Annotated in this window: 22 protein-coding genes; 8 read left to right on the top strand and 14 right to left on the bottom strand. The window is 51.1% G+C overall.

The annotated features are described in order from the left end of the window. Window positions 1-214: 214 nt before the first annotated feature. On the bottom strand, window positions 215-685 hold the full coding sequence (locus tag VGS11_12500; protein ID HEV2120908.1) for a hypothetical protein: 471 nt from the start codon (window positions 683-685) through the stop codon (window positions 215-217). A gap of 211 nt (window positions 686-896) precedes the next feature. On the opposite strand from VGS11_12500, the gene VGS11_12495 reads away from it, so the two are divergent. Then, window positions 897-1,277, top strand: coding sequence for a hypothetical protein (locus tag VGS11_12495; GenBank protein ID HEV2120907.1), 381 nt, complete (start codon window positions 897-899; stop codon window positions 1,275-1,277). Between the two features lie 9 nt (window positions 1,278-1,286). Here VGS11_12495 and VGS11_12490 read toward each other — a convergent pair whose 3' ends face one another. Genes VGS11_12490 through VGS11_12480 form a run of 3 tightly spaced genes read right to left on the bottom strand, consistent with a single transcriptional unit; the run spans window position 1,287 to window position 2,360 of the window. Continuing rightward, window positions 1,287-1,805 (bottom strand): hypothetical protein, encoded by a 519-nt coding sequence (locus VGS11_12490; protein HEV2120906.1) that lies wholly within the window; start codon window positions 1,803-1,805, stop codon window positions 1,287-1,289. A gap of 11 nt (window positions 1,806-1,816) precedes the next feature. After that, window positions 1,817-1,996 carry a hypothetical protein gene (locus VGS11_12485; protein HEV2120905.1) on the bottom strand — a complete coding sequence of 60 codons (180 nt, stop codon included), beginning with the start codon at window positions 1,994-1,996 and terminating at the stop codon, window positions 1,817-1,819. Between the two features lie 10 nt (window positions 1,997-2,006). Then, window positions 2,007-2,360: a hypothetical protein gene (locus tag VGS11_12480; protein ID HEV2120904.1), complete on the bottom strand. Its 354-nt coding sequence runs from the start codon at window positions 2,358-2,360 to the stop codon at window positions 2,007-2,009. Window positions 2,361-2,536: 176 nt separating this feature from the next. Between VGS11_12480 and VGS11_12475 the strand changes: the two genes are divergently transcribed. From VGS11_12475 to VGS11_12460, 4 genes are all read left to right on the top strand, one after another. After that, window positions 2,537-2,698: a hypothetical protein gene (locus tag VGS11_12475; GenBank protein HEV2120903.1), complete on the top strand. Its 162-nt coding sequence runs from the start codon at window positions 2,537-2,539 to the stop codon at window positions 2,696-2,698. Window positions 2,699-2,854: 156 nt separating this feature from the next. Next, entirely contained in the window at window positions 2,855-3,313 is a 459-nt protein-coding gene (locus VGS11_12470; GenBank protein HEV2120902.1) for an ester cyclase, read from the top strand. Between the two features lie 153 nt (window positions 3,314-3,466). Continuing rightward, a complete protein-coding gene (locus VGS11_12465) occupies window positions 3,467-6,712 on the top strand; it encodes a hypothetical protein (GenBank protein HEV2120901.1) in 3,246 nt (1,081 codons plus the stop codon). Window positions 6,713-7,056: 344 nt separating this feature from the next. Beyond that, a complete protein-coding gene (locus VGS11_12460; protein HEV2120900.1) occupies window positions 7,057-7,482 on the top strand; it encodes a hypothetical protein in 426 nt (141 codons plus the stop codon). Window positions 7,483-7,593: 111 nt separating this feature from the next. On the opposite strand, the gene VGS11_12455 is transcribed toward VGS11_12460, so the two are convergent. The 6 genes from VGS11_12455 to VGS11_12430 form a co-directional block, all read right to left on the bottom strand. After that, entirely contained in the window at window positions 7,594-8,217 is a 624-nt protein-coding gene (locus VGS11_12455) for a TMEM175 family protein (protein HEV2120899.1), read from the bottom strand. A gap of 57 nt (window positions 8,218-8,274) precedes the next feature. Next, a complete protein-coding gene (locus VGS11_12450; protein HEV2120898.1) occupies window positions 8,275-9,069 on the bottom strand; it encodes a DUF4386 domain-containing protein in 795 nt (264 codons plus the stop codon). Window positions 9,070-9,191: 122 nt separating this feature from the next. After that, entirely contained in the window at window positions 9,192-9,596 is a 405-nt protein-coding gene (locus tag VGS11_12445; GenBank protein HEV2120897.1) for a PIN domain-containing protein, read from the bottom strand. After that, window positions 9,593-9,829, bottom strand: a complete 237-nt coding sequence (locus VGS11_12440) for an AbrB/MazE/SpoVT family DNA-binding domain-containing protein (protein HEV2120896.1) — start codon at window positions 9,827-9,829, stop codon at window positions 9,593-9,595. The genes VGS11_12445 and VGS11_12440 overlap by 4 nt, the downstream gene beginning before the upstream one ends. A gap of 157 nt (window positions 9,830-9,986) precedes the next feature. Then, a complete protein-coding gene (locus VGS11_12435) occupies window positions 9,987-10,427 on the bottom strand; it encodes an SRPBCC domain-containing protein (protein ID HEV2120895.1) in 441 nt (146 codons plus the stop codon). Window positions 10,428-10,489: 62 nt separating this feature from the next. Beyond that, window positions 10,490-11,203, bottom strand: a complete 714-nt coding sequence (locus VGS11_12430) for a hypothetical protein (protein HEV2120894.1) — start codon at window positions 11,201-11,203, stop codon at window positions 10,490-10,492. A gap of 114 nt (window positions 11,204-11,317) precedes the next feature. Here VGS11_12430 and VGS11_12425 point away from each other — a divergent pair, with 114 nt between their 5' ends. From VGS11_12425 to VGS11_12415, 3 genes are all read left to right on the top strand, one after another. Beyond that, complete coding sequence (locus tag VGS11_12425; GenBank protein HEV2120893.1) at window positions 11,318-11,836, top strand: hypothetical protein; 519 nt, start codon at window positions 11,318-11,320, stop codon at window positions 11,834-11,836. Between the two features lie 485 nt (window positions 11,837-12,321). Next, window positions 12,322-12,600, top strand: a complete 279-nt coding sequence (locus VGS11_12420) for a hypothetical protein (GenBank protein HEV2120892.1) — start codon at window positions 12,322-12,324, stop codon at window positions 12,598-12,600. 432 nt (window positions 12,601-13,032) lie between these two features. After that, entirely contained in the window at window positions 13,033-13,359 is a 327-nt protein-coding gene (locus VGS11_12415) for a hypothetical protein (protein ID HEV2120891.1), read from the top strand. On the opposite strand, the gene VGS11_12410 is transcribed toward VGS11_12415, so the two are convergent. The 4 genes from VGS11_12410 to VGS11_12395 all read right to left on the bottom strand — a co-directional run bounded on the left by VGS11_12410 (window position 13,317) and on the right by VGS11_12395 (window position 16,841). Then, window positions 13,317-14,084: a biotin/lipoate A/B protein ligase family protein gene (locus VGS11_12410; GenBank protein HEV2120890.1), complete on the bottom strand. Its 768-nt coding sequence runs from the start codon at window positions 14,082-14,084 to the stop codon at window positions 13,317-13,319. The genes VGS11_12415 and VGS11_12410 overlap by 43 nt on opposite strands. Window positions 14,085-14,087: 3 nt before the next feature. Continuing rightward, entirely contained in the window at window positions 14,088-14,372 is a 285-nt protein-coding gene (locus tag VGS11_12405) for a lipoate protein ligase C-terminal domain-containing protein (GenBank protein ID HEV2120889.1), read from the bottom strand. Window positions 14,373-14,534: 162 nt separating this feature from the next. Beyond that, on the bottom strand, window positions 14,535-15,326 hold the full coding sequence (locus tag VGS11_12400) for a hypothetical protein (protein HEV2120888.1): 792 nt from the start codon (window positions 15,324-15,326) through the stop codon (window positions 14,535-14,537). A 30-nt stretch (window positions 15,327-15,356) separates the two neighbouring features. After that, a complete protein-coding gene (locus VGS11_12395) occupies window positions 15,357-16,841 on the bottom strand; it encodes an ATPase domain-containing protein (GenBank protein ID HEV2120887.1) in 1,485 nt (494 codons plus the stop codon). Window positions 16,842-17,008: the final 167 nt, after the last annotated feature.

Raw genomic sequence — 17,008 nt, 5'->3', positions numbered from 1 at the left:
CATCGCATGGGTTGTCAATTTTGGGATTGTGTTGAACGAAAAGGAGAGATGATATTTCAAGCGAAGGGCGAGCGGCCCAAGATAATTGACTTCTTCGAGAAAACACTAATAGGCTTTCACCCATTCCGGATCCTAGGCTGGATGAGCGTTAGGTGAGAACGTCTTCTAATAGGTTGCCCATTTCTCGAAGCTCCCGGATCTTAGTTTAGATTTTTCACATTGGAAGTTCTTCGAACAGTAATTCGATTCCCACTAGTTGTTCGGATGGTTTTCTAGCTTTCCACGCCTCCCAAGCTCGCTGACTCTTCACCGGGTTCCGTCGCCAGGGCGACGGCCGCCCGTCGAACCTGCTTTTCAGCTCTCGCTTCAAAGCAACAATTCCGAGTGATCCGACGAATAGTAATCCCGGAATCGTGGGGTCGATTCTGACCAATAGTGCGATGAGAAAGATGACAGCCGTTGAGACTATGAGTATTGCCTCTGGGACCTCTGCTGGCGAATCTGGTACGGGTGGTCTTAGTATCTGCGCGATGCAAGTGTAACAGAGTCTCTTACCCACTAGCTCCGGATGAGTCCCGGATCCATTCCAAGTATCACCGGGTTTGATCAAGGTCAGAGCAGAAGCCCATCTTCTACATCTGTCGCACACGAGTTCCCTCTTCCAGGTCTTCAGACTAGGGTCCACTGACTGTCACTCGAGCCAGTTCCGGCTCCCCCGGGAAAAACATGCCGCGTAACGTCCCTCTCGTTGAGCAGGTTTTCCCAATGTTTATTGGATTTTCATCAAGAGGTTATCCATTGGAGCCAAGAGTGCAGCATGAAGCGATTGATCCGGTGATAGCGTTCAGTGTATACGCTCAAATAGCCTGATGGGCGAAATTAGTGTCGAATTCGAATTGTCCTCGTCGGTTCCACTCGCTAGTCTCCCGACGTCTGATGATAGACAGCTGTTCCAGTTTGTCTTCGGACAATTGTCTCTAGGAAAGAAGGATGCCGAGATAGTGAACGCGCTTGTTGCAAAGGGGGTACAAGCTGACAAAGCTCAGACAATCGTCCAAACGGCAAGAGTCCAAAGGAAGACGGCTATCAGAAGCAGAGGCAAGAGACGCATCAAGATTGGCCTCATCGCGTTTGCCATTGGAGCACTCATAACAGTCGGAACCTTTCTTGCTGCCGCATCTAGCGTGACAGGAGGAGTCTACGTCGTTTCATTTGGTCCAATCCTCTTTGGACTCTACTACTTGGCCCTCGGAATAGCGGACTCGATGAAACGATAAAGTGGACCCCTAGCTCTGAGGACTGAGCTGTTTCTCGACGAATTTCATCAGGCCCTTCCAGGCAAGGGCGCCTAGGACCGGGGTTTTCTTGCACATGAAGACCTGCCCGTTATTGCTGGAGATCAGAATTGGATAGTTGAAGGGGACGAAGTGTTTTGCAGGAATATTACTACTAATCCACTTTTTGATGTCCTCTGAAAAGTCGTTTGAGACAGTAACAGGTATTACGTACAGGTTGAGCTTCCCCTTTACCGGCTTTTGTACGGCCGCTTGGACCAGCCCGGACAAATTCCCTGTGACGTACTGGTAGGCGGATTCGGAAAACGAGGAGATTTCATCGGAATTGGGAACTTCCATCGTTGTGGCAACAATTACATGGATTCTGTTGCCTTTGAGGACAGACAACTCGACCTTCGTCGCTAACAGATCGAGGTCGTACGTTGCGAACTTTATGGCTCTCTGGATAGAATATCCGTCGTTGGACAATCTCGCCGATAAACGATCTACAAACACGTTGTTGTAAGACACCGACGAGACCCCTATTGATATTTTGTCTCGCAAGGATAACCGAGAATATGGCTTGCGTCGTCTTGCTGGTCAAACTGGTCGCGTGTGACGACTTCGTCGGCGAAGCTTCCCGTGAGGCGTCCCGATGAGGCCATTCGTTGAAGCGGAGTCGCCTTGAAGTTGTTGGGGATGATGATGCCGAGTACCCTCATTAGATTCGTATTATTGCGGCTCCGTTTCAGGTTTCCCCGACTTCTCGCCGTTCTGACCCTTCTCCGCCTCGAAGGGGGCACGTGACCTGCTTCGGACTCTGGCCATCTTGCGCCAGAGCAGAAGGTAAGTGACGAAGAAAATGATTACAGAGATTCCGATTAAGCTGAAAAGGAGCCGGACGAGCGAGTAGTTGAACGCATCCAGATAAATGAAGTAGATGCAAGTAAACCAAAATGCCGCGGGAAGATACGGTATCCAAACGAGTCGCATGAGCGCACGATGGTACGCTGGATGTTTCATCCGACGGTGTCCGTTGACAGACCTCCAGCCAACGGTCTCTCCGCAGATCCTGCACTTGACCAATGCTTGTCACGATAACAATGCAAAGTCCGACCTATCACGCATATGCATGTCCAAGGCAAGACCGATCGACGTTTCTCTACACATCTCCCTTGTCCCGTAGCGGATAAGGTCCGACGTTGTCATGGGGTGATCTGAAATCTCTCTAAACACTAGGGTTCGCGCTCATCATCCTAGGAATGATCCTGCTAATGTTCGTTCTTGTCAGTGCTTTCATTCAAACGCACTACCCGTCTTTCCAAACCCTCGCGGGCTTGTCCAATGTCCCGCTGTATGGCCTCTCGCTCTTTCTTGGCCTCGCTCTCATCCTCACAGGAATCATTTTGCTTCTCATCGCTTGAAACATGAAACCAAAGCAAAAGACAGACACGCCGAACCTCGACGGAAATTAGACCTCAAAGCCTGCCTGCTGAGGACCTGTTTTTCAGGATAGGAGACGCATCAGTCAACACTATTGTTTTAAGAAACTACAGGTCCAATATTTGTCTCGGTTCAGTATGTCGCAGGTTACAGAGTTGAATCTGAAGAACTTAATGCAGACCCTAGATGATGCATGGAATGCCGGACCGCAGAGTCCCCTATGGGATACGTTCAAGAAACGGCATACGGAAGACGTTGCCGTCTACTGGCCCGGCCAACCTGAGCCAACAAGGGGAAGGCAAAACCATGACCTCGAGGCCGTAGAGTTCTTCAAAATATTCCCGGACAATCATCTCATCAATCGACCCTACAAGACCCTGTTCGCCGAAGGAAACCATACTTGTTCAGTCGCAGATTTCTATGGCACAATGAAGGGTCCCATGAAGATGCCAGATGGAAAGACAATTCCAGCCTCAGGAAAAGGCTTTCACGTCGAATTCTGCACGGTAGCAACTTGGAACAGCAAAGGGGAGATTGCTGAAGAACGGCTCTTCTATGACCAAGTCGGACTGATGCGCCAGATCGGACTGATGTGACATCGGATAGCCAGCGACTTTCCAGAATCAGCTCGGTCTCTTTCGTTAGACGGTGATTCCAAGTTCCCAGACCGTCATGAAGAGAGGCTCGACCGTAGTTCGAAAAGCCAAAGCCCATAACCCGGAACCATATTCATTCACGGTTCAGAGAGCTTGTCTTGGACGGCAATCGGGCGCAATCCGGACGATAACCCAGCTCCCAGTCACAATTACCGCTGGCTAGACCAAGCACGAGAATTAGAGGACACGAATAGCTCCTGGACGAACAGCTCTGGAGCGCATAACAATTGGCGCTACTCTGCCCACTGCCATTTTCAAGCCGCTTTTCAAACAGTTCGACATGACCAGTTCAACAGGCTCATGCTTCTCGCAGCAAGCGAGTTCGAACGAGCCGGGAAAGCCGTTCAGAATAATTCTCAGATCATAGCAGCCCGATACAATGGCCTATCAAAATACTGTACCGCCCAAACCGCAGTCGACAACGGCCAAGCCCTCACTCAACTGCATGAAGCCTTCAGGGCACTCATGGAAGGATGGACCGCCGATCCTGCGCGAGCCAACGAAATAGCTCCGACCCTTCCTCTCGAGATGCTCATCATCTCCAACGACCTCCAGAACTACGACCCAAAAATTCTAACCCGGCTCCCGGCCCTAGAACAAAGCCTACGAGCATCAGACCCAACGCGACCATTCTATGCCAACCTCAACAGGGACCAACAACAACTCCTAATCATTGAACAAATCGATGCTCACCAGTTTGCGTGGACCCAATTACCGGAGTACCAAGATCGAGAGACCGCTGGAAACAAAGCGATAGAACAATTCGAGACACTACGACACCAGATCAAAGAGCCCGCCGATCCAAGGATATCTGCCCAAGCGCTATGGGACCAGATCGAGTCCTGGTACCTTCTCCCGACAACCCCGCCTATCATCGACCCAACAGAATACCTCGCCAAGGTCAGCGCTACAGATGACCATCTGGCGCTCGGCAGCCAGCTAGCCGCAAAACTACGATCATACCTCGATGAGTTATCAGCGCTCGAAGACCCAGGCGAAGCCACAAATTTCCTACGAAAGAGCAAGGAGGAATCCGCCAGAGGGCTGGAAGAACTACGATACTTCGGAGGAGTTCGCCGACTCCGCAACAGCCCAGGCTACATCCTGTGGACTATGGGCGACATTGTGGCGTTCTATTCTCGATGGTTTCCCAAGACCAAAGAAGAACGCATCCGTCTCGTTAGAGACTCGGTGGAGATCAGTCGGAAGATCGCCGAACAATCACCACCCACCGGGATAGCTAACCAGAGTAGCAACCTCGGATTCTACCTATACTACCTTGCCACACTAGAGGAGAATGAGCAGAAGAAAAGGACTCTAGACGAGGCGTGGAAGGCCGGCCTCGTGTACGAGCAAAGCACGAAGCAATTCTACTCACACTGGGATTGGGGAGACGCAGAACACTTCTACCTTTACGGAGAGATCAAACGCGAGACAGCCCGACTCTCTGACGCAGACAAGGAAAAGGTCCTAACCGAATCAGTTAGCATGTTTCAGAAGGCAACAGACACGGCGCGAAGCGTCCTCAACAGCCCTCTCGCACTAGACCCCGGCCTGAAACAAAGAATACTTGCCAAATACCTGTACGACCTTGCGAGCGCCCAGCTCGACCTCTACCAGGAAACCCGCGACCCTCACCTGAACGAAGAGGCCCTGAGAAACCTCCAACAAAGCAACGAGTTTGCAAGGAACCAAACGCTTCCAACTCGAGCAGCAGAATCCCTCATCAAGCTCGGCCAAGCCTACGTTCACGCGGGGAAATTCGAAAAAGCAAACGGAACATTTCTCGACGCTGCAAAGTGCTACGAGGAAGCAGCCACAAAATATCCCGGTTTAGCTTCAGACTTTCACGATCAAGCCCAACGACTGGAATCAAGAGCCTCTGCGACTCTTGCACAAGCTGCTTACCTCAAGAGCGACTACAAATCCGCAGTCGAACATTATCGTGAAGCCAGCAAGACTCTCGAGTTGACAAACGCGTCCAAGGCACTATCAAGCTTCTTCGAGGCATGGGCTCTGACATCGAAAGCGGAAGAGCAGAATCAAACAGATCCCGAACTCTCTAGCAAGACCCTGGCGATGGCCGTCGACACGTTTTCCAGAGCTGAAAAATGGTTAGACGCTTCCACCGTAAATGCAACTGACCAAACGACCTCTTGGCGCAGCCTTGCAACTCTTGGCAGGGAATATGCGGAATCACGTGTCCTTCTCGATCGAGCCCACCTCCTAGAAAGACAGGGACAACTCGCCGAAAGCATCAACCAACTCTCAAAAGCAGCCGACCAATTCGACAAGCTTGCAAGGGCATACGACGATCCTGAGACCCGAGACATGATGCGTGGACACGCACTTATCTGTCGTGCGAGCCAGGCAATGCTCGAAGCGGAACAGACCCTAAGAGCAGAGCACTATGACCAAGCTGCCTTACTCTTCGACGAGGCAAAAAAAACATCCAAGACCCGTTCGGTATCCTCGCTCCTCGGAGGCTGGGCTGCCTGTTGCCGAGCCCTAGCCATCGGCATCCACTACAAAGACAACCTCGCGGCAACAGAATTCCAGAAGATGAAAAAATATCTAGCAATCGCCCACAGCAATTTTACAGACGCAGGGTCCACGTCAAGCGTCTCATGGCTTGCTGCAACTGGGCGCATGTACGACGCGGTCGCCTACCTTGCTGAGGCCGAGTCTACTCTCATTCAAGCAGACCGCGACAATCTGTACCGCCAAGCCGAAGAGCAGACTCACCAAGCCATAGAAATGTTCCAACGTGCCGGATACACGGCACGGAAGGACGATGCCGAACGTCTGTTACAATCAATATCGGAAAAACACACAACCCTCACGGTGGGCCCGATACCGGCAGCCTCAATCGCACAGTCCACAACAGGCATCGTCACACCGACAGCGCTGAATCAGACAATTATTCACCAGACGGCAGATCGCCCACTCCTTCACGCGGCCCTGCGCGCACCCGTGAGCCCTCTCTATCCCGAAAAACCTGCCCAACTGACGCTGACCATCCTGAATCCAAGCCAGACACGTATTAGTCTCATCAGCGTAGAAAATCTCTCTCAGTCCGGACTGACAGTTAGGACCAGCGAGACTGAAAAGACGGTCCACGCTGGAATCCTGAACCTGAGCGGCAAACGACTCTCCCCACTGGAGACGTTGCAAATAGATTTGCAGGCTCGGCCAGATCATCCGGGCAAATACACATTACAGCCCACAATCCGCTTCGTCAACTCATTCGGCCAACAGATGACACACCAGGCTCAGCCATTAGTCATTGACGTTGAGGAGACAGGTATCCGAGCCTGGCTACGAGGACCCCGATCCTAGCCGTTTGTCGACCTAACGCAGAGAAAGAAAAACGAAGATTTTCCGAAAAATCGCTTATTTCCAGCCCTGATCCGGGATCTGGGACAACCTCACCAGAGCTGTCTCGAAATCCTTCTTGACCGGCCCGACAATCACCCCACGATTCCAATCCATATCACGCCCCAAACACGACAATTCGCCCATTATCAGTGCAAGACAACGAAAATAGACTTGAGAAAAGGGGGATACGTTTCAAGATTTTTGTGTCGTGAGAGCGGACAGACCGGACCCGCTCAAAAGCAACCCTAGAATCGTTATCAAAAGGTAGCGTGAAGGACTAGTATCTTTCGAAAAAAGGGAGCCGGATGAGTCAGTCATCATCTTCAAGGGGGCAAGCGAAGAAGGAGGCCGGACGGGCACGGCAATGGTTTGCCATTCGGATGTTTGTTCCTCTTCTCCTGGGTTTCATTCCCATCGTTATCATCCTCCCAGCTCTGGGAATCAGTGGAAAACTGGCAGCCGGAATCTTCTATGGTTACATCTTGGCTTACTTCATCGTCCAATTCTTGCTTTTGAGGCGCAGCATGAGGGCCACTCTGCGTCAATTGCGGACAAGTCAAATCGCGAATCCTGTTCCGATTGGTCCTTCGCGCCGAGAGAAAGAAATAGAAAACATGACAAAGCCGAAAGTTGTTGACGAAGCTGATCTTAAATTATGCCCCCACTGTGGCTCCGCCGTCTCTCGAAATTCCGCAGACAAGTGTCCCAGCTGCGGCCACTCGCTCGAGTGAGCGCTCTAGCCGAGCAGTGTAACGATACTCACTCTTGGTTCGGATGGGTTCTTCGCTTTCCAAGCTCCCAAGCTATCGCAGACTCCCCACAGTTTCTTTTTCAATTCACAATCACGCGGTTTCTGCTAGTGCCGTTCTCCAGAAACCCCTTGAAGCCAGGGTCCAGAATCCAGCGATAATCAAGACTATTACCAAACTAGCGAAGGCGTTGACGAAGCTCAATCCGAAAGCGATTGCATAGGGGACCGGACCAATGAGATATCGTATCCCGCCTGGAGCGGCAGGGACGAGCCCAGTCTTCGCACAGTAGTACGATATTGTCGACCAGACCAGACCCAGTATCATAGCGTTCCCAGTGTAGATAGCAACAGCGGTTCTTCCATCATTGGTTTGGCCTAGACCAACGTGGTTCGCGACGAGCAAGGTCGTGAAAGCTGTCAGGACAATAAAGAACAACAAGAGACCATTCAAGAACAATAGGGTCGTGTCCACCCGCCGTATGAATGTGAACATGTTATGATGGTTCACCCACATTATCAGTATCGTCGCGAAACTCGTGACGAAAGCAAAGAACGCAGGCCACTGCGTCAATAATCCCTGAAACAGTGATCCCCGACTCAAAGCCGGATCTAGCAAAGGATCCTTGAGATTCAAGACCAGGAGTGTGATGGCGAAGGCTATGACCCCGTCGCTGAACGCCTCTATCCTACTAGTCTCTCTCTGATCCTTCGACAATTAGCATCAGATGATAGCCTGTAAGAGGCAGGTATAATCTGTTATCAGATCGACACTCTAGACGGTTCCGCCCGGCTCGCGTTCTCTCCAGTTCGCCAGGTTGACTCCTCTGACGAGAAGCCACGCGCCCAGTATGATTAGCGCGATGATCATCGGCAGCATCAAGAGGATGGAAGCATAAGCTGGAGCTGTGAACCATACTAGGGTTCCGGTGGCGAATCCTATTCCGCCGATAACCCATAACAGGCCCATGATTCTCGGAAGGTATCCTGATCGCCAGATCAAGTATCCGAGGATGATCGAGCCTGTCCCGTAGAATATGGTGGAGAGGTTGCCGGCCGCGATGGAGACGTTGTATGACAATAGTGCAAGCGTCTGCAATTGTGGAGTCGTGAAGTTGTTCAGGTATTGGTCTCCTCCTAGAATCTGTCTCTGGGCGAAGTAGAAGATTTCGCCGGACGCGAACGTTGCAGTGGCCATGACTCGAAAGAGTACAGCGGCGAAGGCCAGATTTGCACGGACAGGCCGGAGCAGGACGTAGAGCAGGAAGGTAAGAGCCACATCGGTCAACGCCTCTACAATGTAGGCAACGAAGCCGAGACGAAAGAGCAAGTCGTTCCCAACGATGTTGCGCGCGGTAGCAGCCGGATCTCCTGGCACGACAAGCATTGATGGAACAGTGGCCTCGCCGATGAGGCCTGCTACAACTGCGACCAGGAAGATTATCCCGGCAATCCTGGCATAGGTTTGGACCCACGACCGTTTTTTACCTACACTCTGGATAGTCTCAGTCTCCCAATCCCTTCGTCGGCTGATTACTTGACTAATATTACGTTTGAGGACAAAAACCACTGACAGCGAAGACGAACCGAGAGACGACGTGATTGAGACCTATTCGCTCCACAGGAAGAATTTCTCAATACCGAATGAGTGTTTTCTATTGCAATTTTTTCCTTCGACACTGCTGTCCACTCTTACAGCCATTCTGTCGTGAGTCCTTCGATCCTCGAGAAATGTGGATCGTCTGAGACGATTCTTCTAGCCTTTTGGTGCAGGGCTGTGGCTGCGATTATAGCGTCCGCGGTTGGAAGTCCCCGGTGGCGAGCTCTTAGGGTTGCAGCAGTGATGGCTATCGGCGTGGAGAGATCGATGATCCTGAAGCTGGACCTCAGTATCGAATCGATCCGCAAATTCGCAACCTCCACCCCCGATTCTTCATATTCGTACTTGTAGACCTCGTGAACAACTATTGTGGGAACTATTGCGTTCTGGCGCTGCAGCTCAGTGATCTTTCGTCGCGACCTATCTCTCAGAGAATCGGTATGCGCAAGGAAATGGGTGAGGAAGAAACGAGTGTCAACGGTTTGCGGCGGGCTCAATAACGGTCCTCGGAGCGCATCTTGTCAAGTTTCTTCTTCATATCTTCAATACTGGTTTTTCCCGCGTCGATCCCAGCGAGATCCTCTACTGGCTTGACCGGGCTCAACAGGATCCCTTGAGGGCTGTCCTTGACGAGAAGCTTCATACCTTCGCGTATGCTGTATTTCTTCCTCTGCTCCAATGGTATCGTAACTTGGCCTTTTCTGGTTACCTTGACAAGCCGTTCCGCCAACGTTTCTCGGTAGTACCAAGGTCTCCAGTACTACTTAAGTGGTCTGGTAAGACCGCGACCAGCAGTTCAACCTCCCCAGAGGCCCGACTGGCCCCTTCTTATACACACAGTGTGTGCGTACGTGCACGAGAGTCACTGTCCTCACTTGGACTCACGTTTACCCATCGTATCTTGAACGTAGGTCGACGCCTTGCTCCAAAACCGACTTCATATTCGTCAAGTAGTACGCCCATCGTGACGAACAGTCAGCGAAATGTTCGGGGTCTTTGAAATCGGTATGGCGCAGCTTCAATAGCGTCCCTTTTCCTTTCTTGGCTACTTCGAACGAGGCAGTGGTCTTCGCGATCTCTCCGTTTTTTATTTTGTCTGACCAGGCGAACGATACGGCCTTGTTCGCCTCAAATCTCTTCACCTTGTCCGTCATGTGATATCCACCGACCCAATCGAAGGAGTAACTTCCACCTTTCTTCGGTTCGACTTTTGCTCTCGAGAGGAACCATTTCACAAGCATCTTCGGCTCTGTTAGGGCCAGGAACACCTTCTCAGGCGGCGCCTTCTCGAAATAGTATGATTGCCTAGCTACGTACGACTTTGGCATGGGAAACGGGCCGGTGTTTCTTGCTCAAGAAAGTTTGCACGGTTTACGAGATAGGGTCCGCCTTAACGTGGGGGCTCGTGGTTTCCACTCCTCCATTTGGTGGAGCCGTGGATTTCTCCCTGTAGAATGTCGTAGGCCAGGGGTCCGTCTCTCTCGTCAACGACCATTATGATGTCTCCGTAGCCCAGAAATGCGTCTAGGATATTGATGCCGTTTCTGAACAATAATTCCGTTATGTATGATGCTATTCCAGGGGTCATCTCGGCGCGGGGCAGGAGGTTGAGTGTCAGCTTGGCCACGTTCGCCTGTGTGGTTGCTTCCCGAAGATGTTCCAGCTTTCCACGGACCAGAGCGTAGTCTTCTCCTGGGAGGATGAGTTTAATCGAGTTTGATAATGGGAAAACATGCGGGAACTCTGAGAGATCGCCCCAGACCTCTGACAATTCTTTGATGATGGTTGAGAACTGCGTCTTAGGCGCTCTTATCGTCACATCGACTATGCCGCTTGAAAGGGATATTCTCGCGTCTTTGAGGACTCTTGAGGCGTCAGGGCTTTTGTCGTTGGATAATGTGTCTGAGAATCTTTTGATCGCTACGACTAGAGTGTTGATGGTTGCATCTTTCCCGCTGAGCTGTTTGACTTGGGGTTGGATGAGTTGTGCGAGGGAGTGGAAATTCATGAGCTTCATCTTCAAACATTGGTAGATGGGGTAGTTTCTGGTCAGAATCTCGCGTACCGCTTCGGGGACGCTGACGCTGTTCCTTTGAGCTGCCATGAGCCTTGTGACCTTCTATCCTCATGTAACATAGCGTATGGTCTCAAATAAAAGTCTTATAAGCAAGTAATGGGTATTACTACTCTGCAATAAAATGCAGTAGAAAAAACAACAATGCAAACCAATATGAATTTCCCGACCTACGTGTTCGCGACCGTCAATCCGGGCCGCAGCACCAACGTGGTTGAGGAGCTAAAGCGCAATAGCCAGATTGACCTCATCGCACCGGTTACAGGCCGATACGACCTAGTTCTACGCCTGAAACCAAACACACCACACAACGTATACCAGACAGTCAAAGAAATCCGCAATATCACCGACATCCGCACCACCGACACTCACACGGGCTTCGACGGTATTCAGCCTACTAAGAAATTCGAGAACCAAATGGCTCTCGGCGTTTCTTTGTTAACATGTGAGCACACTACCAGCGAGAACGTCATCAAGCAGCTCAGCAGCATCCCAGGCTTCGTAGAAGCATCTACGGTACCCGGACAGTTCGACATAGTCGCCCTCTGGCAAGCAAGAACCTCTGAAGACATTGTGAAGACTTCCGTTGAGAGAGTTAGTCACCTTGATGGAATTTTCAAGAGCGAGACACTTCTCGCTTATGCACCGTTCTTCAAAGCGTAATCATCCGATAATAGCTCCGACAACCTCCCCCCTTTTTTAGACCCCCGAATAGAATCCTGTTGCGCGACCGATAGTTTGACAATTACCTGAGACAGATCTCAAGTTTGCCTTAGGATTTGAGAAGAGCGCGGTTCCCCGAGAGCTTTTTTCTGGACACTTGGGTGGACCCCGCAATGTGAGTTCCCGCAGGAATTCAGAAGTCCGTCCTACTTTTTGTGTTTCTTCGATTCGAACCGTCTCTGCCTACGACTACGCCTGCTCTTGCTGTTACGAGCAGGTTGTCGACGTTTCCCAGCATCCTCTGACATGTTGAATCGCTCACTCGCCTTATCGAAGATCAGAAGAGAGATCGAAACGATCGAAGATAAGTTTTCTCAAGATCTCCCCAGTTTGATATCATCATCAAGACACGTGGAAAAGGTCATACCGATGCCTGATCATCTCGATCGGTAGAACTAGAATGACGGGGCATCATCCTGTAGGACATGGAAAGTCTGCACCCACCCACAACACCTGAGGGTTGGGTTGATTACTGGACGAACTACTATAACCGGAGTAGACAGTTGAGAAAGGCCAGCCAGGAGAGCTGGAACGCTACTAGGGAAATATGGAAGAGGAAGCTTGTCCAAGCCAAGAGGATCCGTTGTCGAACGTGTATCGGGATCGTCAAGCTGTGGCTCAGAACTTACGGGTACGGACCAGAAGGATCAGCCCTCAAGGAGGGCCTGTCCCAGCGTGGCAGGACGAGAAAAACAAACTTCTAGAGCCCTCCGAGGCGGGGGCACCGTCGGGACGAGCGTCACCTTTGAGGCCATGAGTCCGAACTCTGTGAGCTTCAGCTTCGAAGGCACACTAAATCATCGGCGGACGAGCGATAGCAAGCCACAAGGCAACATGTCAGACCAACTGTCCCGCGAAGTCCTGCCAGCGAAGGCAATTTAGACATTCTAAGCCCCGACACCCCGACCGGTCCTCAGATCCAGCAGGACAAGACTCATTGCGCAGTAGGTGGTCGGGTGTGGGTCCTCTCGCGCCACCATTCCAGTAGCTGTACTAGTGGTAGTTCTCTCCTCATCCAGCAATCGAGTCTATAAGCCGAGCCCTTGTCGCCAATTAGGAGTCGCTCTTTCGGTTTCCTGATAGGATTATTTCCGGCAGACTTATATCAATTCTAGCTGGTAAGCGTAGTCGATAGTGTGAACATCTCTCGGGTCCATTTTGTAGGACCTCAGGGATACTCGCGAAAATGGTGTGAAAACGGAAAAGTGTCCTCGATAAAAGTGATGGTAGCGTTCGGACAGCAAACTTTCGACCTCCTAGACAGTGAAGCAAAAGAGCGCGGAGTAACAGTCCAGGAGCTATTGCGCGCGGTCATAATACCGGACTGGTTCAGAACACACGGCGAGCTTCTGACAAAGATCACGATGCCTGAAGCTAGAGCTAGAATACAGCCTTTGACGAAGCCGGAGCCGAGTCTTGATCAGGGCTCCAAGTTCCATTCCAACCGGCTATACTTGGTCTGATACAACTCCTTCGCCAACCCCAATTCTTCTTTCTTCAAGTCACCAGGCTCCACTCTAACCCCATAACAATTCTCTATCCCATCCACAATAGCGTCCCGAACCTCACGAGTGGATACATCCCGGCCCAGTTCATCTCGCACAGTCGTCACTCGTTTCAGCACACTCGCAACATGTTTTTCCTCCAACTTCACTCGGGGAACATTCAGGACCTTTCCAAGAATGCTGAGATCGGAATTGACAAGAATGCATCCGTGATGGAAGACTGTGTTCCACCGAATGCTTCCCGCAGCCCCAGAAACCTTCTTCCCGTCAACTTGGATATCGTTGACCGGTTGAAACTCTGCCCTTACGCCCAGTTTTCGCAAGCCATCGACCGCGCCTTCAGATAATCTCTGGAATACAGATTGTAGATTCTGATCCGGGACGATGGGATCACCTTTTCGCAACGATATCGCATAATTCAAATTCCCACTATCATGATAGACCGCACCTCCACCCGTGAACCTCCTAACAATCTCGGTCCCGGTCTCTTTGCAAGCCTCCATGTTCACCTCCAACTTTGCAGACTGGAAACAGCCGATGACGATCGTGTTGGAGTTATGCCAGAAACGGACCGTGCTTGGAGCCTTTCCCTCCCCGACCATTCGCGGTATCGCCTCTTCAACAGCCAGGTTCATGAACGGATTATCCCGATACTCTAGATCAACCAGCCGCCAAGTTTCCAAGATCTAAATCGTCTCCTTCGCTGAGAGAATTGCTTTCACAAAATCATCAGAAGAAACACCTAGCCCCCGGGCCTGAGTCCCACGGAAAAAACGATTGACAAGAAGACGCAATTCCGGCTCCCGCAACGGCGCATCCTCCAACATCCTCTCAAGCTTCCGCAAACTCTCCTCAGGGATCAGAAAAAAATCTCCGGTAATCTTGATCGTTCTGATTAGGCCGTGTTCTTCTTTCAGTCTGATCCGGACCAACTTTCCCCCTGAGGCCTTGTAGTCTGCGGATCTTTCCATCTTTCGTGTTGGAGGAGAACGATGTGGGGCCCGGTTTTAAATCCAGGCACACCCTGCATCATTCGGGTTAGGGGCTGCCGGCTCCCGTAGTTTCATTCAAGCAAGAAAAAGCGTGAATTGGCCCACAAACGTCTGGGTTCGATCCCCGCGACTCGGGCACGGTCAGGTGGAAGTCGTTACAACTTTCGGCGTAGATGGGGGTAGTTTGATTGAGGGAAGAATGTCAACGTGTGCCGTGACTTGGTCTTCATTCTCTTCTACTTTGCAATCAAGTCCGAGCATCGCGAACACAGCTTTCACAGACTCTCCATAGTACGCAGAAGCATTCTTCCCGCTTTCATGCCGCATAACGAGAACATGTGTCTTGCCGTCGAAAGATGAGTCGAAACTAAAGTTTCTCCCATACTCAGACGTCACTTTCCCAATGGCCTTGATCGTGTTCTCAACATCGAACTTCTTGTACCAGAAAGTTACGAATCCTGGGCCTGCTTCATGCCCTGACTTCCGGCCTAAATCTCTAGCCTGCTGTTCAGTCATTAAAGCAAAGAGAGTTCTCAACAATGCCTTGGATATGGTTATGAGTCCGAATTTCTCGGCTAGAACATCATACTCTACGTATCTCCTAAGCGCCTTGTTGGCCAGAGCATTGACGTTGACTCTCTCCTTTTCTGAAATGGCATGCAACCCATCAATCGTATCCTGATCTAGTCTGAAAGAGTGATTTTGTGACGGTCGTCCTTTTTGAGGTGCCGTGCCTAGTCCAAGAACGATGGTGTTGCTTGACTTGTCTCTTTTGTGAGCTACTATTAGCTTTCTTCTCCGCCTGCAAGGAGCATTTGGAATCGTTCCCCTAAAGGTATTGTTACTGGGCCTTTCATGCATACTTTCCACATTGGGATCGACGGTTTCCTTTTCGTTAACGAAGAAGCTCGGTTTCTCAGGTTCTGGAGTCATGGTCTTAGACCAGAATCTTTCATCTCGGGGTTAGACCACCTCGGTCAATTTGACTAGTGGCAATCCTTTCTCAAAGGAGAATGAGATCCCGTGAATGTTTGTGGAAGGTTTCATCCCGTACATAACAAGGGAACCATCGATGCTCTTTAGCTTCAAGTGATAGTCTGCTATTCTTAGAAAGTCCTCTCGGACTTTGGTCGGCCGGGAGGCTACACCGATACTGAGGGCCCTTGAATCACGAACGCTCGCCCCGATCTCACTGAGGCCTGGAAGTGTTAGGTCTTCTCCATAGACTTGTACGACCTTGTCGATATCGGCGGTCAGCATCCTTGATTGCGAGATCGTTCCGAGCTCCTTCCAGGAACTGTCAAACTGAGAGAGGTCCTCGATGAGTTTGCCCTTGAGGTGAACTCTCCACTCTGCTGCTGGAAGTTCTTGGTTGTACTCTCCGGTTCGGACTCTTTCCCCGAACGATTTGTTTCCAACGAGCGGTATGAGGGATTCTGCCTCGCTCTCTGAGCTGAATGTGCCGAGGGGAATAATGAAGCATGCGCCTCCTTGATTAACGAAGTTGGCCCTGAACATATTGAGAAGGAGTCTTACCGCTTCAGGCGATACGCTGTTGTCAATGTCAATCAGGAGGGATGAGCCTTTTTTGATTCCGCCGCTCAGCATCTTGTCGAGATCCGAATTTCCTGTGGAGAAGGAGTGCTCGGAGTCGGGAATTGCCGCAAGAATTCTAGGGCTTGACGCCGCGGGGACTAGGAATTCTGCCTGGGGCAGAATATTGAATCGACCTTCGTCTAGGGAGAAGAGCGCTTGATGTGTCTGGACTCGCAGTCCCCGAAGCTTATTGATAGAGATTGTCCGGATTCTTTTTCCTTCCAGCAGGGATGAGGATAGTGTGACAATGCCGTCGACGAGGTGAGCGAGTCCGAGTTCCCCGTCTTCACTGACGAGTATCACTCCCACCATGCTCTCGCCAGGTTCTGACAGGATGTTTGACTCGAGAGCTAGGCGCCCGGATTCTGGAGTGTTCCGGAGTGCTCCCTCCCAACTGTCAATTACGAGGAGCCCTCTCTGTTTTGAGCGCTTTGCAGCGACAACCTTGCTTAGGATGTTGTCCGTCTCTGTGACCAGTAGATCTTGCGATGACTCTGTCCAGTTTTGTCTTGCGACTCTGCCGGACATTGAGTCGACTACCTCGTTTATCCAGGGAAAATGTTTCCGCAGCTTTGTCGGCGAGACTCGACTGGACACGTAGACCTTGTTGGGAGGAATCATGTGACGGCCAATTCGAGGCCCTTTCGTCTTCTTGAGCAGTTCGAATGCCAGGGTGGTCTTTCCGGCGCCCGGTGGTCCTCTGACAAGCAATACATTACCGGGAGACTCGAGGAACTTCGACAATAGACTCAGCAGGTCGTCTGGCCCTGTTGGCTCGATGCCGGCCCTTTCTGTTTCGGTTTCCTGTTCTATCGCGGTTTCGTCTGCTACGAGATCATTTTTGACGAACATGGGACACTCCTGTCAGAAAGAGTTGTCTTTCTGGGAGAAACATTCCGTAACTTGACAGAACACGTCCGAGTTGTCCACAATGGAACACCATCGAACACAAGCGAACACCTGTGTTCGGCGCGATTCTGAAAGAGAACAATTGGAGGCTGAGGACTAGGTTCCCTCGA

The sequence above is a fragment of the Candidatus Bathyarchaeia archaeon genome, assembly GCA_035935655.1.
Lineage (GTDB): Archaea > Thermoproteota > Bathyarchaeia > 40CM-2-53-6 > 40CM-2-53-6 > 40CM-2-53-6.
The sequence above is the reverse complement of the archived record's forward strand: the minus strand, read 5'-3'. Positions and strand labels throughout refer to the sequence as shown.